This is a genomic window from Pseudomonas sp. FP597, from assembly GCF_030687435.1.
In the GTDB taxonomy this organism is placed as follows: Bacteria; Pseudomonadota; Gammaproteobacteria; order Pseudomonadales; family Pseudomonadaceae; genus Aquipseudomonas; species Aquipseudomonas lactucae.
In genome coordinates, this window is sequence record NZ_CP117432.1 from 2,947,074 (window position 1) to 2,961,331 (window position 14,258).

Below are 14,258 nucleotides of genomic sequence, written 5' to 3' on the forward strand. Positions count from 1 at the left end.
CCCCAAGGACTACCTGCCCTCATGTACAAAGACCTGAAGTTTCCTGTTCTTATCGTACATCGCGACATCAAGGCCGACACGGTGGCCGGCGACCGGGTCCGGGGTATCGCCCGGGAGCTGGAGCAAGAGGGCTTCAGTATCTTTTCTGCGATGGACTACGCCGAAGGCCGGTTGGTCGCTTCTACCCATCACGGCCTGGCCTGCATGCTGATCGCCGCCGAAGGTGCAGGCGAAAATACCCACCTGCTGCAAAACATGGTCGAGTTGATCCGCCTGGCACGGGTGCGGGCGCCCAACCTGCCGATCTTTGCCCTGGGCGAGCAAGTCACCCTGGAGAACGCGCCGGCCGATGCCATGAGCGAACTCAACCAACTGCGCGGCATTCTTTACCTGTTCGAAGACACCGTGCCGTTTCTGGCCCGGCAAGTGGCCCGCGCCGCACGCACCTACCTTGACGGCCTGCTGCCACCCTTCTTCAAGGCCCTGGTGCAGCACACCGCCGATTCCAATTATTCCTGGCACACCCCAGGCCATGGCGGCGGCGTGGCGTATCGCAAAAGCCCGGTGGGGCAGGCGTTTCACCAGTTCTTCGGGGAAAACACCCTGCGTTCGGATTTATCCGTATCAGTGCCTGAGCTGGGGTCGCTGTTGGACCACACCGGGCCTCTGGCCGAAGCCGAAGCCCGCGCCGCGCGCAACTTCGGCGCCGACCACACCTTCTTCGTGATCAATGGTACGTCCACCGCCAACAAGATCGTCTGGCACTCGATGGTCGGCCGCGATGACCTGGTGCTGGTGGACCGCAACTGCCACAAGTCGGTGTTGCACTCGATCATCATGACTGGCGCCATCCCGTTGTACCTGTGCCCGGAACGCAACGAGCTGGGCATCATCGGCCCGATACCCCTGAGTGAGTTCAGCCCCGAGTCGATCCGCGCCAAGATCGATGCGAGCCCCCTGACCCGTGGCCGTGCGCCGAAAGTGAAGCTGGCGGTGGTCACCAACTCCACCTACGACGGCCTGTGCTACAACGCCGAGCTGATCAAGCAGCAATTGGGCAACAGTGTCGAGGTGTTGCACTTCGACGAAGCCTGGTATGCCTATGCAGCGTTCCACGAATTTTTCGCCGGGCGCTACGGCATGGGCACCTCGCGTACCCCGGACAGCCCGCTGGTATTCACCACCCATTCCACCCACAAGCTGCTGGCGGCGTTCAGCCAGGCGTCGATGATCCATGTGCAGGACGGCGGCGCCCGCCAGCTGGACCGTGACCGTTTCAACGAAGCGTTCATGATGCATATCTCCACCTCGCCGCAATACAGCATCATCGCCTCGCTGGACGTGGCCTCGGCCATGATGGAAGGCCCGGCCGGGCGCTCGTTGCTGCAGGAAATGTTCGACGAGGCCCTGAGCTTTCGCCGCGCCCTGGCCAACCTGCGCCAGCATATCGACGCCGAGGACTGGTGGTTTTCCATCTGGCAGCCGCCGTCGGTGGCTGGCATTGACCGCGTCGCCACCGCGGATTGGCTGTTGCATCCCCAGGACGACTGGCACGGCTTTGGTGATGTTGCTGAAGATTACGTACTGCTGGACCCGATCAAAGTGACGCTGGTGATGCCCGGTCTGAACGCCGGTGGTGCCTTGAGCGAGCGCGGGATACCTGCCGCGGTGGTGAGCAAATTCCTTTGGGAACGTGGGCTGGTGGTGGAAAAGACCGGTCTCTATTCCTTCCTGGTGCTGTTTTCCATGGGCATCACCAAAGGCAAATGGAGTACCTTGCTCACCGAATTGCTGGAGTTCAAGCGCAACTATGACGCTAATGCCAGCCTGGCCAGTTGTTTGCCGTCGGTGTTTGCCCAAGGTCCGGTGCGCTATCAGGGCCTGGGCCTGCGCGATCTGTGTGACCAGTTGCACAGTTGCTATCGCAGTAACGCCACGGCCAGGCACCTCAAGCGCATGTACACGGTACTGCCCGAAATTGCGATGAAACCGGCCGACGCGTACGACCAGTTGGTACGGGGTGAAGTGGAAGCGGTTTGCATTGACGCCTTGCCAGGACGCATCGCAGCCGTGATGCTGGTGCCTTATCCGCCGGGTATTCCGTTGATCATGCCGGGCGAGCGCTTTACGGAGTCGACGCGGTCGATCATCGATTACCTGGCATTTGCCCGCACGTTCGATAGCAGTTTCCCCGGATTTGTCGCCGATGTTCACGGATTGCAACACGAAGACGACGGCAGTGGTCGTTGTTACACCGTCGATTGCATTAAAGGTTAAGGATGTTTATGCACGCTGTAATGAACCCGAAGTACCCAGGGCTCAGTGTTCGGGTCGCCGACGAAGGCTTTGACGCCTATGTGTGGGGCAATGACTTCAGCTTCGAGGTCAGCGCCTACAGTGAGCCGCAGATGGGGAAGCGGGTCGATCAATGGCCTGTGGAACGCATCTTGCCGTACCGCAAGTGCTACGGTATCGATCCCGAGGAGTTCGCCAGTTTTCGCGATGCGCCAGACAGTGCAATCTTCATGGCCTACCTGGACGACCGTCCGGTGGGGCATGTCGTGGTGAGCACCAATTGGAACGGTTTTGCCCACGTCGATGAGTTGGCCGTGGCGTTGCCCGCACGCCGGCACGGTGTGGCCAAGGCGTTGCTGGACGTGGCGCAGTTCTGGAGTCGCAAGAAAAACCTGCCGGGCATGATGCTCGAAACCCAGAACAATAACCTGGGGGCCTGTCGTTTATATGAGCGTTGCGGCTATGTGATGGGCGGCATTGACCATCTGCGCTATCGCGGCATCGACCCGCAGACCCGCGAAGTGGCGATTTTCTGGTATCGGCTGTTCAAGACCGACGTCGACAAGACTTAACCGGCCAACAGGCTTTCAGCCTTTTGCGTGACGATGTCCATCAGTGCATTCAACGCCGGCGAGGCTATGCCTTCGTTGAGCGTCAGCGCATACAGGCTGATCGTCAACGGCGGTGACACCGGGCAGGCGTCCAGCCCGGCCTCGCGCGCACCGAACGCGGTAAACGGGTCGACAATCGCCAGGCCTTCTCCCGCTTCGACCATGCTGCGCATCATCTGGTAGGTCTGCACCCGCGTCTGTACCACCGGCAGCGGGCGCAAGGCTTGCAGTTTGGCATCCAGCGCGCGGCTCAGCGGGTCCTGGCCTTCCAGCCCGATCATCGACTGCCCGGCCAGGTCCTGCAAGGCGATGTACTTCTGCCTGGGTTTCAGCCAGCCGTGGGGAGCGAGCAATTGGAGTTTGCCCTGGGCCAGCACGCGGCTGTGGATCTGCGGGTGCTCCGGGTCATGCAGGCTCAAGCCGACATCCGCCTCATGCAGCAGCAGGCTCCTGACGATCTCTCGGGTTGGCTGGCTCGACAGGTTGCACGGCGTGTCCTGGAAGCGTCGGCGCAGAACGGCAATGCTCTGCGGCAACAGTTGATTGGCAAGGGGCGGGGTGCACAGGGCGCGCAAGGTCGGCGCATGATGGTGTTTCAGGCGGCTGGCCAGGCGTTGTGCCGGCTCCAGTGCTTCATACACATGGGCGATTGCCGCCTGCAACTCCAGGGTTTCCCGCGTCGCCTGCAAGCGCCCGCGAACGCTGGCAAACAGCATGAAGCCCAATTGCAACTCCGCCTCCTGGAGCGCCGCGTCCACATCGCCCACGGGAAGTTGCAACCATTCGGCGGCCGTGCCGAGGTGTCCGGTCTGCAAGATGGCCTGAATCACTTCGATATGACGTAAACGCATGGCCGGAGTCTATGTGCAGTGCGGTGGGGATTCAATGGTCCAGGGTCGTGTGCGCAAAAAAGACTGCGCAGGTCGCCTGGAGCTCTGGCGTTCGGCCACGACCCCACTAGAATGACGCATCGATCATCAACGACCAATGCCGGTTCCCCGGCACTTACAACAAAAACAGGTCTGGTCTCACATGCGTCTACCCTCGATATTTTTCGGGGTAACGGTCAAGCAACTGGTGGTCCTGGTGACCGTCGGCTGCGTGGCTGCTTATCTCTTGCGCAATCAAGACGAAACCACGCCGCAGACCCAGGCGCTTGAAGCGTTCATCCGTTCCCAGGAAGAGGTCGCCGAGCAGGTGGGGGCGGTGCTGGATATCACGCTGGTCAGGCAGGTGCAGGCGTATCCCGCCTATGACAAATCGGGCTATACGCGCTCGATGTACGCCGTGGAAGGCGAGCGGGGGCACTTGATGGTCACGCTCAAGCAGGGCGAGCAGGGCATGGAAGTGACGGAGATCCGCCGCCCCTGATCCCGCCGGCCCAGTCAATGCCATCAATGGCCAGGACTGAGCAGGTCGTTAAGGCGGGTACTTATGACGCGCGGGTGGTTTGCGACTCGCGGACAAGAATAGTGCCCGACTGAATCAGTTTGAACTCATCGCCTTCCAGTTTTTCTACACGGTCGCCAATGGCCAGCTTGTAGGTAACGGTGGGCGCCGAGCCAGCCAGGTCGCCGTGCGCCGGGTTGGATTCCTGGAACTCATGCACTGAATAAACACGGCCTTCCGCGTCTCTGGCATGGAACTGTCCGACAAGTACTGCTGCCATCTGTTTAGAACCTCTGGAGATAAACACTCGATATACGGTGGTGTAGACCGTCATAAAGAGAGGTAGTTTGCCTACGGAAAAAAAATACTATTCGTTGGTTTGTTAAGACGTTTCTTACGCGGCGTGCTGTAAGGCAAACACTTGGGGAGAATCTCGAAGCCCTCTGGTGAAGCCGCCGCGAAGTCTCTATAACTACAAGCTCATTTAGTCAGACATCGGGGAAACCTCAATGAGCAAGGTCTACACGATTGCCGTCCTGGTTGGCAGCCTGAGAAAACAGTCGATCAACCGCAAGGTCGCCCTGGCATTGGCCGAACTGGCCCCTGCCAATCTGCAGTTGAACATTGTGGAAATCGGCGATTTGCCACTCTACAACGAGGACATCGACGGTGATTCACCGCCGGCAGCCTACAGTACTTTCCGTAAGCAGGTGAGCTCATCCGACGCGGTGCTGTTCGTGACCCCGGAATACAACCGTTCGGTGCCGGCCCCGTTGAAGAATGCGATTGACGTGGGTTCGCGCCCTTACGGGCAAAGTGCCTGGAGCGGCAAGCCGGGAGCGATCATCAGCGTGTCGCCGGGTGCGATTGGCGGGTTTGGCGCCAACCACCACCTGCGCCAGTCCCTGGTGTTCCTGGACGTGTGGTGCATGCAGCAGCCGGAAGCCTACCTGGGCGGCGCGGGCAATGTGTTTGATGAGTCCGGCAAGGTGTCGGAAAAGACCAAGCCATTCTTGCAGGCATTTATCGATGCCTACGGCCAATGGGTGGAAAAACACAAGGGCTGAAGGGGGGAGGGCCAATGTGGGAGGGAGCAAGCCTCCTCCCACATGTTTGGTTCAGCGCAACCAGTTGGTCCGAGCCAACTCAATCACCTCATCCCCGCGCCCACTCATCACCGCCTTGAGCATATACAGGCTGAAGCCCTTGGCCTGTTCCAGCTTGATGCTCGGCGGCATCACCAGTTCCTGGGTGGCCGTCACCACGTCCACCAATACCGGACCGTCATGGGCCAGGGCGCGGCGCAAGGCCGGCTCCAGGTCTTCGGATTGCTCCACGCGAATACCGAGGATGCCCATGGCGTTGGACATCGCCGCAAAGTCCGGGTTTTTCAGCTCGGTGCCGGTGTCCAGATAGCCGGCGGCTTTCATTTCCATGGCGACAAAGCCCAGGGATGAGTTATCGAACACGATGACCTTTACTGGCAATTTCAGCTGCGCCAGTGAGATGAAGTCCCCCATTAACATGGCGAAACCGCCGTCGCCGGACATGGAAATCACCTGCCGTCCAGGGAACGCGGCCTGTGCGCCGATGGCCTGGGGCATGGCGTTCGCCATGGAGCCATGGTTGAACGAACCGATCAGGCGGCGCTTGCCGTTCATCTTCAGATAGCGTGCGGCCCAGACGGTGGGTGAACCCACATCGGCGGTGAAAATCGCGTCATCGTCCGCCAGTTCGCTGAGCAATCGCGCCACATATTGCGGATGAATCGGCCGGTTGGCCTTGGACGGTTGCGCCAGGTCATCCAGGCCCTGGCGGGCTTTTTCATAATGCTTCAGAGAGGTGTCGAGAAAGCTTCGATCGGTCTTGCGGGTCAGGCGCGGCAACAGGGCGTCGAGGGTTTCACTCACGTCGGCGGCAATGCCCAGGTCCAGTGTGGCGCGACGGCCGAGCGCCTGAGGGTCGCGGTCGATCTGGATGATCTTTGCGTCGGTGGGGTAGAACTGGCGATAGGGAAAATCGGTGCCGAGCATGATCAGCGTGTCGCAATTGAGCATGGCGTGGTAGCCGGAGCTGAAGCCGATCAGGCCAGTCATGCCTACGTCGAACGGGTTGTCCCATTCCACATGTTCCTTGCCGCGCAGGGCATGCACCACCGGCGCGCCGAGTGTGTCGGCCAGGGCCACCACTTGCGCGTGGGCACCGGCACAGCCGCTGCCGCACAACAGGGTGACTTTCTCACTGCTGCTGAGAATCTCACTCAGTTGCACCAGGTCCGCCTCTGCCGGCAAGGTGCGCGGCGCATGCAGGGTAGGCCAGGGCTTGAGCGTGTCTTCCACTTCCAGCAGCGACACATCCCCAGGGATCACCACTACCGCCACGCCGCGATTCAGGATCGCCGAGCGCATGGCGCGGTGCAGCACCTGGGGCATTTGCTCGGGGTTGCTCACCAGTTCGATAAAGTGGCTGCACTCCTTGAACAACTCCTGGGGATGGGTCTCCTGGAAATAGTTGAGGCCAATCTCCGAGGACGGGATTTGCGCGGCAATCGCCAGCACCGGCACATGATTGCGATGGCAGTCGAACAAACCATTGATCAAATGCAGGTTACCCGGCCCGCAACTGCCGGCGCACACCGTCAGTTCGCCCGTGGCGGCCGCTTCGGCACCGGCGGCGAAGGCGGCGACTTCTTCGTGGCGCACGTGCATCCACTCGATGCTGTCCATGCTGCGCAGGGCATCGGTGAGGCCGTTGAGGCTGTCGCCGGTCAGGCCCCAGATGCGCTTGATGCCCGCCTGTTCAAGGGTGGTTGCCAATTGCTGGGCCAAGTTGATTTTCGCCATGAAGCACTCCAATCGTCAGTGAGGTTAAAGGCTGCTGATCAATAGGGGACAGTTCGATCACGGCGAATGCTCCGTTGTTAATGTGAAGTTTGTGTCATGGCCGCCCGATATTGGCGGGTGCGCCGAGCGGTAAACCACTGGTCACACGCCAGGGCCAGCCAGGGGGCAACCTTGGCATTGGGTTGGCGGCCACGGCTCAGACGACGCATCTGATCACGCACCACGGCCAGGGTGGCGAGTGAGGCCAGGGGCTTGCGTTTCCAGTCGATCGGTTTGAGTTGCGGATCGGGGTCGCGGCCTTCGCGCCAGTGCCTGATCAGTTGCGGTTCCAGGGTCAGGGCTGTGGCGATACCGGCCATGGCGATACCGCTGTCGAGCACTTGCTGCACGATGGGCAGGCGACGAATGCCACCGGTCACCATCAGGGGCATGCGGGCGACACTGGCCATTTGGGCGGCAAATTCGAGGAAGTACGCTTCACGCGCCAGGGTGCGACCGTCCCGCGCCTCACCTTGCATGGCCGGGGCTTCATAGCTGCCGCCGGACAATTCGAGCAAATCGATGGGCAAAGGATTGAGCATTTCCACCACCGCGCGCGCATCGGCTTCATCGAAACCGCCGCGCTGGAAATCCGCCGAATTGAGTTTGATCCCCACGCAAAACGACGGGCTGACGTTGGCGCGCACGGCGTGGATCACTTCCAGCAGCAGCCGCGCACGGTTTTCCAGCGAGCCACCCCAGCGGTCGGTACGGTGGTTGCTCAAGGGTGAGAGGAACTGGCTCAGCAAATAGCCGTGGGCGCCGTGGATCTGCACCCCGGTAAACCCGGCGTTCTCGGCCAGGCGCGCACTGGTGGCGAAGCGCTGGATCACGTCCTGGATCTCGCTTTCGGTCATGGCCTTGGGTTTGGCGAACATTCTGGAAAAACTGCCGAGGTCGAGGGCAATGGCCGACGGTGCCAGGGCTTGCTGACCCAGATTGGCCATGGTCTGGCGTCCGGGATGGCTAAGCTGCACCCAGAAGTGCACGCTCTTGGCCCGGGCCACGTCGGCCCATTCGCGAAAGCGGTCCAGGTGCTGCTCATTTTCCAGCGCAACGCCGCCGGGGCCGGTCATCGCGCGACGGTCGATCATCACGTTGCCGGTGATCAGCAAGCCGGGTTCACCATCCGCCCAGGTTTGGTAAAGCTGCATCAGTTCGCGCGACGGCGCCTGATTGATATCCGCCATATTCTCTTCCATCGCGGCCTTGGCGATGCGGTTGGAGATGACTTGGCCGTTGGGCAATTGCAGGGCTTCAAAGGGTGACATGGGTTGACTCCTGAGCGGGGGAGGCCTCAGGCTAAGCTTAAAGTTAACTTTAATGTCAAGCAGGCGTTGTGATGAATATCGGTGAGCTGGCAAAACAGAGCGGGTTGGCGGCGTCGCGTATCCGCTTTTATGAAGCCGAAGGTCTGATCAGTCAGGTGGGGCGCCAGGCCAACGGCTATCGGCGCTATGCGCCCGAGGCGTTACAGACTCTGCAGTTGATCCAGAGCGCGCAACAGGCCGGGTTTACCTTGCAGGAACTCAAGGCGTTGATGCCGGCGCCCGGCGAGCACAAGCGCGAGGAATTGATCGAGGCATTGGAGCGCAAGGTGACGCAGATCGAGGACATGCAGGCGCAGTTGGCCCATAACAAGGCGCAACTGATGGGCGTGATCGAAGCGGTGAGGGCACAGCCGCAAGGCGTGCCGTGCACCATGGGGCAGAAACAGGTGTTGGCGTCGATCAAACTCAACCCGCAATCCTGAACGTGCTGATATTCCAATGTGGGAGGGGCGATGCGACGGTTCGACTTGCTCCCGATGACGGAGTTTCAGTTACCTAATAAGTAGCTGAACCACCGGTATCGGGAGCAAGCCCCTCCCACATTTGTTACTCAGCGGCGCCGAAAAAGCGGCAACGGCTCATCGGTGGCTGCCTGATAGGTCACCGAAAAGTCCTTTAAGCTTTCCAGCGCTTCGTACGGGTCTTTGTCGGCGCGCAACGCGAAGGCATCGAACCCGCAGCGGCGCAGGTAGAACAGTTGGTCGCGCAGCACGTCGCCAATCGCGCGCAGCTCGCCTTTGTAACCGTAACGGTCGCGCAGCAGGCGTGCGTTGGAGTAGTTGCGCCCGTCGGTGAAGGCCGGAAAGTTCAGGGCGATGACTTGGAAATGTTCCACGTCTTCACCGATTTCTTCGGCTTCTTCATCGGCATCCAGCCACACGCCCAGGCCGCCGTCGCGGGCCTTGAGGGCGTGGCCATGTTCGCGCCACAGCGCCAACGGCACGATCAGGTCGTCGCAGTTGGAGATACCGTCGAAGCTCGCGTCCTTGGGCAGCAGGTGCCAGGTTTCGTCGACGACTTCGTTGTTCTTAATGATTCGCTGCATAGACGCGCTCCTTGAACAGGTCAATGCCGATGCGCTGGTAGGTGTCGATGAAACGCTCATCTTCGGTGCGCTGTTCGATGTACACATCGATCAGTTTGCCGATCACCTCCGGCATGGCTTCCTGGGCGAAGGACGGGCCGAGGATCTTGCCCAGGCTCGCGTCGCGGCTGGCGCTGCCACCCAGGGACACTTGGTAGAATTCTTCGCCTTTCTTGTCCACGCCCAGGATGCCGATGTGGCCGACATGGTGGTGACCACAGGCGTTCATGCACCCGGAGATGTTCAGGTCCAGCTCGCCGATGTCGAACAGGTAGTCCAGGTCGTCGAAACGGCGCTGGATCGATTCGGCGATCGGGATCGACTTGGCGTTGGCCAGGGAGCAGAAATCGCCACCCGGGCAGCAGATGATGTCGGTCAACAGGCCGATGTTCGGCGTGGCGAAACCGCCTTCGCGCAGCTCGCCCCACAGGGTGAACAGTTGGCTCTGCTCCACGTCCGCGAGAATGATGTTCTGCTCGTGGGAGGTGCGCAGTTGGCCGAAGCTGTAGCGCTCGGCCAGGTCGGCGACGGCGTCCAGCTGCTTGTCGGTGATATCGCCAGGGGCGACACCGGTGGGCTTGAGCGATAGGGTCACCGCCACATAGCCCGGCTTTTTGTGCGCCAGGGTATTGCGCGTGCGCCAACGGGCAAACCCAGGGTGCTGCTGGTCAAGCGCGGCGAGTTCGGCGTCCTGGTTGCCCAGGGCCTTGTACTCGGGGTCGACAAAATGCTTGGCGACGCGATGCACTTCGGCTTCGGTCAGGGTGGTCTGGCCACCGCGCAGGTGTTCCATCTCGGCGTCGACTTTCTGGGCGAACACCTCGGGCGTCAGCGCCTTGACCAGGATCTTGATCCGGGCCTTGTATTTGTTGTCACGACGGCCGTAGCGGTTGTAGACCCGCAGGATTGCGTCGAGATAGCTCAACAGGTCCTGCCACGGCAGGAACTCGTTGATAAACGCGCCCACCACCGGCGTACGGCCCAGGCCGCCACCCACCAGCACACGGAAGCCCAGCTCGCCTGCGGCGTTGTACACCGGCTCCAGGCCGATGTCGTGGACTTCGATGGCCGCACGGTCCGAGGTCGAGCCATTGATGGCGATCTTGAACTTGCGCGGCAGGTAGGCGAATTCCGGGTGGAAGGTGGTCCATTGACGCACGATTTCACACCAGGGGCGTGGATCGATCAGTTCGTCGGCGGCGACACCGGCGAATTGGTCGGTGGTCACGTTGCGCAGGCAGTTACCGCTGGTCTGAATAGCGTGCATCTGCACGGTAGCCAGTTCAGCCAGGATGTCCGGCACATCTTCCAGCGCCGGCCAGTTGAACTGCACGTTCTGGCGGGTACTGATGTGGGCGTAGCCTTTGTCGAAGTCGCGGGCAATTTTGGCCATCATGCGTGTCTGGCGCGAAGTCAGTTGGCCATAGGGCACGGCCACCCGCAGCATCGGCGCAAAGCGCTGAACATAAAGGCCATTTTGCAGGCGCAGAGGGCGGAACTCTTCTTCGCTCAGTTCACCTGCCAGATAGCGTCGGGTCTGATCACGGAACTGCTTGACGCGGTCCTCGATGATGCGCTGATCGTATTCGTCGTATACGTACATATAGGTCCTGTTCTCGGCAAATCTGCGCGCACGGCCGCGCACTCCCAACGGAGCCGGCGCACGATACCAGTTTGCGTTTATGCGCAAAAGTGATGTTTGAGTATATGCACATAACCAAAATGACTAATGAGAAGGGTTATCGCGATACCCACATTTGTCATGCGGGCAATCATCGACTTTACTGTGAGCGAGTCTGACTGCAATCACCTATAAAACCGACAAGAGGCGATGCGATGAGCCATCCGACAAAAGCCCGTAAACCCGACAGTACCGTGGACGCCTGGGCCATTCTGTTCCTGATCATCCTGGTGGTGGGCACCGCAGTGTTCTGGGTCAGCCACCAATAGAAAAAACGCGTGGGGTCGAGTCTCGAGTGCAGGTCGCGATGATATCGCGGCCTGCGCCCTGGATAAGCGTGCGCCCTCGCGAGTTCATCCATGGGCAAGGTACCGTCGGGCACTTCGGCTAAGTCTGTCCTATGCTCAATAACACTACGAAATTGCGCGTCGTATCAAATGCTGTTCTCTTCTTTTTGAATGTGTGATTGCTGGTCGTGCCACGCGTTGGATGCGTTTGGCCAGTGGTACATCGTAGGTACTGTTGAACAGGGAAGTCCAAATTCTCCATACAAACAGTCTATCTACACAGGAAAATCATTATGTTCACGTTCATGCACTCTGCATGGCAGAAGGCGCGCACAGGCGTTGCTTTCATCTGCCCATGTCTAGTTACTGCAATGATAATGTGTGCAGGCACTGTTGAAGCAGCACCTGAGCGCTCAGTGATCGTTGTTCAGCTCAACAGTGATTTATCAACGTTACAACAGCAAGCGATGACGGATGGCAGTATCAAGCGATCGCTGGATATGTTGCGCAAGTCTATTCCCGATATGGACTCATTGTTACTGCAGCAGGCAAAAAATTCGGCAAGGCAACAGGCGGTCGAAGCGAATTATGCCGCTGAGCAGACGTTTACGGTTAATGTCAGCGAAGACACGCGAGCGCGACAAGCGGCTGTTCTCGCCCGTTACCGAAAAAACCCGTTGGTGGCGTCGGCCGAGTTGCAATCGGTCCAGGTCGAGGCGGTAGGCGACATCGGCGCACCCTTCAAACCGGCGTTTGGCGCTCGCTCCCAGGCGGGTCTCGAGGCGCTGTACAGGCAAGGCCCGACACCGGGCCCCGGCTATGTCATGGGAGGCATCAACTCCGTGGCCGCCAGCAGCATGCCTGGGGGCAAAGGCGAGAATGCACGTGTGGTGATCGCCAGTGATAATTACTGGAACCGTAGTCATATGGATTTACCCTCGTTGGCGTTTTCACCGATCGATGGGCCACGCACGCTGAGTTGCAGTACACGTTATGCGGTCGGTAATTATGCCACTGCGGCTGCCGGTATTATTGCCGCAAAAGATAATGGCGCCGGTGTCGAGGGTATTGTGCCGCACGCTCAACTGGCCGCTGTACCCGCGACATTCGCGTCTATTTATGACGATATTTATAAGCTCAACCTGAAACCCGGTGATGTGGTGGTACTTGACCCGAGTTTCAGTTCTACCACGACTCGCTATGCGGACTTTTCACCTTATCCGGGCTCTGTTTGTCCCAAGGCCAGTGCGTCCGCCAAGTGGGCCAGTACCTGCCAATTGCCCTCGGCGGGGTATGAAAGTACGCAGCGAAGAATCGAGATACTTACGCACGAGTTTAAAGTCCATGTCATTGTCAATGCGTCTGGCGGTATCAAGTATGGCAATGATCCCGCGACACCCATGAACCTCGATCATCCGGACTTCAATGGGTTGTTTGACCGCACTCGCAATGATGATGGCGCCATCTATGTCGGCAGTATCAATCCGAAGACGGGCTCCCGCCTCGCGGCCAACTATGGAAGCAGGATCGACGTCTCGACCTGGGGCTCGCGTATCGCCTATGCCAGTTATGCGACAAGCGGCGCGCACAACACTTATTCTCGCTATGACAACGATGAAACCTTAGGTTATCGGTTTTCCAGTTACATCGTTGCCGGCGCCGTCGCACAGATCCAGAGTATTGCCTTTGCCAACGGTTTGGGCGCCGTGCCGCCGCGGATCATGCGCCAGTTGCTGACGCAGACCGGGCATGAGTTGCCGGGCCATGATGCCAATCGGCCGATGGGCAAGCAGCCGGATGTGAAAGCGGCCGTGGACAAGTTGTTGGCTGACTACGCCCGCGGCTTTCCACCTGAGCCGGCTCCCGCATTCGGCATCAAGCGGGTGGTCGGTTTTGATGCGCCGTACTACGGGCGTCCTTGGGCTTACCGAGCCATCATTCGCCCTGCGGATGCGACGGATGTGACATATCAATGGGGGGCTGTAGACGAACCGTTGCAGATTCAAGGCTCGGACAATACCAACCCCATGCAGCTGTCTGTTGACTGGAGTGATGGGCTTAAACACCGCGAACGTACGATCACACTGACCGCGCGTAACAGCCAGGGGGCAACCGATACCTGGTCCCGACGCGTGTCTGTACCGCCGATGGTGTGGCGTTTGAGTGGCGAATGGAATGTGCCTGATGAGTTGAAGGCTGGTCAGGTCGTCACGTTGAGCGGCAGGACAACGGGGGCCTTTGCCAATGGCGAAAAACATTTCTATTACTGGAAAGCGCCTGCTCTTTTCAGTGGTATCAAGCAAGGCACCGCTCTCACACCGCTGGTGCATGCCATCACGTTTACCGTTCCGGCAACGCTCGCGCCAGGCACGCAGGTAACGGTGCAATTACTTGGCACACAGGGTGAGTTGCTGCCGCCTACCCAGGTAGCTCAATCCCAGTACGGCATGCTGTTGACCAAACAGGTCACCATCAAGGCCGCCGCGTCGGCCCCAGGTTTGCCTGTTGGCGATGAGCAGGCGTGTGCAACCCCCTGGAGCGGAGCCACCGCCTATTCGACGCCGGGAACGCGGGTGTCCTACGAAGGTTTCAACTATGAGGTTGCTCATTGGACACAGGCGAATCAACCGGACGTGAACTATGTGCTCCAAGGCAGCGCCAAACCATGGCGGCGTTTGGGGGCCTGTACCGAGTGATT

At 59.8% G+C, this 14,258-nt stretch carries 12 protein-coding genes; 6 read left to right on the forward strand and 6 right to left on the reverse strand.

Annotation, left to right across the window (positions count from 1 at the left end):
* Positions 1-21: 21 nt before the first annotated feature.
* Positions 22-2,277, forward strand: coding sequence for an Orn/Lys/Arg decarboxylase N-terminal domain-containing protein (locus tag PSH66_RS13815; protein ID WP_003173574.1), 2,256 nt, complete (start codon positions 22-24; stop codon positions 2,275-2,277).
* A 20-nt stretch (positions 2,278-2,297) separates the two neighbouring features.
* Positions 2,298-2,867 (forward strand): GNAT family N-acetyltransferase, encoded by a 570-nt coding sequence (locus PSH66_RS13820; RefSeq protein WP_042944580.1) that lies wholly within the window; start codon positions 2,298-2,300, stop codon positions 2,865-2,867.
* Here PSH66_RS13820 and PSH66_RS13825 read toward each other — a convergent pair.
* Positions 2,864-3,757, reverse strand: coding sequence for a LysR substrate-binding domain-containing protein (locus PSH66_RS13825; protein WP_003173576.1), 894 nt, complete (start codon positions 3,755-3,757; stop codon positions 2,864-2,866). The genes PSH66_RS13820 and PSH66_RS13825 overlap by 4 nt on opposite strands.
* Positions 3,758-3,938: 181 nt before the next feature.
* Between PSH66_RS13825 and PSH66_RS13830 the strand changes: the two genes are divergently transcribed.
* Entirely contained in the window at positions 3,939-4,277 is a 339-nt protein-coding gene (locus PSH66_RS13830) for a hypothetical protein (RefSeq protein ID WP_003173577.1), read from the forward strand.
* 61 nt (positions 4,278-4,338) lie between these two features.
* Here the strand turns inward: PSH66_RS13830 and PSH66_RS13835 are convergent, their stop codons facing one another.
* Positions 4,339-4,575, reverse strand: coding sequence for a hypothetical protein (locus PSH66_RS13835; RefSeq protein WP_042944582.1), 237 nt, complete (start codon positions 4,573-4,575; stop codon positions 4,339-4,341).
* A 229-nt stretch (positions 4,576-4,804) separates the two neighbouring features.
* Between PSH66_RS13835 and PSH66_RS13840 the strand changes: the two genes are divergently transcribed.
* Positions 4,805-5,362, forward strand: a complete 558-nt coding sequence (locus PSH66_RS13840; protein ID WP_003173579.1) for an NADPH-dependent FMN reductase — start codon at positions 4,805-4,807, stop codon at positions 5,360-5,362.
* Positions 5,363-5,413: 51 nt separating this feature from the next.
* Here the strand turns inward: PSH66_RS13840 and poxB are convergent, their stop codons facing one another.
* Together poxB and PSH66_RS13850 are read right to left on the reverse strand one after the other, a co-directional pair.
* Entirely contained in the window at positions 5,414-7,138 is a 1,725-nt protein-coding gene (gene poxB, locus PSH66_RS13845) for a ubiquinone-dependent pyruvate dehydrogenase (RefSeq protein WP_141064438.1), read from the reverse strand.
* 77 nt (positions 7,139-7,215) lie between these two features.
* A complete protein-coding gene (locus PSH66_RS13850) occupies positions 7,216-8,448 on the reverse strand; it encodes an NADH:flavin oxidoreductase/NADH oxidase family protein (RefSeq protein WP_305429390.1) in 1,233 nt (410 codons plus the stop codon).
* A 71-nt stretch (positions 8,449-8,519) separates the two neighbouring features.
* On the opposite strand from PSH66_RS13850, the gene PSH66_RS13855 reads away from it, so the two are divergent.
* A complete protein-coding gene (locus PSH66_RS13855; RefSeq protein ID WP_078824391.1) occupies positions 8,520-8,930 on the forward strand; it encodes a MerR family transcriptional regulator in 411 nt (136 codons plus the stop codon).
* 128 nt (positions 8,931-9,058) lie between these two features.
* On the opposite strand, the gene PSH66_RS13860 is transcribed toward PSH66_RS13855, so the two are convergent.
* Both PSH66_RS13860 and PSH66_RS13865 read right to left on the reverse strand, forming a co-directional pair.
* Positions 9,059-9,553, reverse strand: coding sequence for a DUF934 domain-containing protein (locus PSH66_RS13860; protein ID WP_078732930.1), 495 nt, complete (start codon positions 9,551-9,553; stop codon positions 9,059-9,061).
* Positions 9,537-11,195 (reverse strand): nitrite/sulfite reductase, encoded by a 1,659-nt coding sequence (locus PSH66_RS13865; protein ID WP_027606484.1) that lies wholly within the window; start codon positions 11,193-11,195, stop codon positions 9,537-9,539. Before PSH66_RS13865 ends, PSH66_RS13860 begins: the two co-directional genes overlap by 17 nt.
* A gap of 658 nt (positions 11,196-11,853) precedes the next feature.
* Between PSH66_RS13865 and PSH66_RS13870 the strand changes: the two genes are divergently transcribed.
* Positions 11,854-14,256, forward strand: coding sequence for a S8 family serine peptidase (locus tag PSH66_RS13870; RefSeq protein WP_305429392.1), 2,403 nt, complete (start codon positions 11,854-11,856; stop codon positions 14,254-14,256).
* Positions 14,257-14,258: the final 2 nt, after the last annotated feature.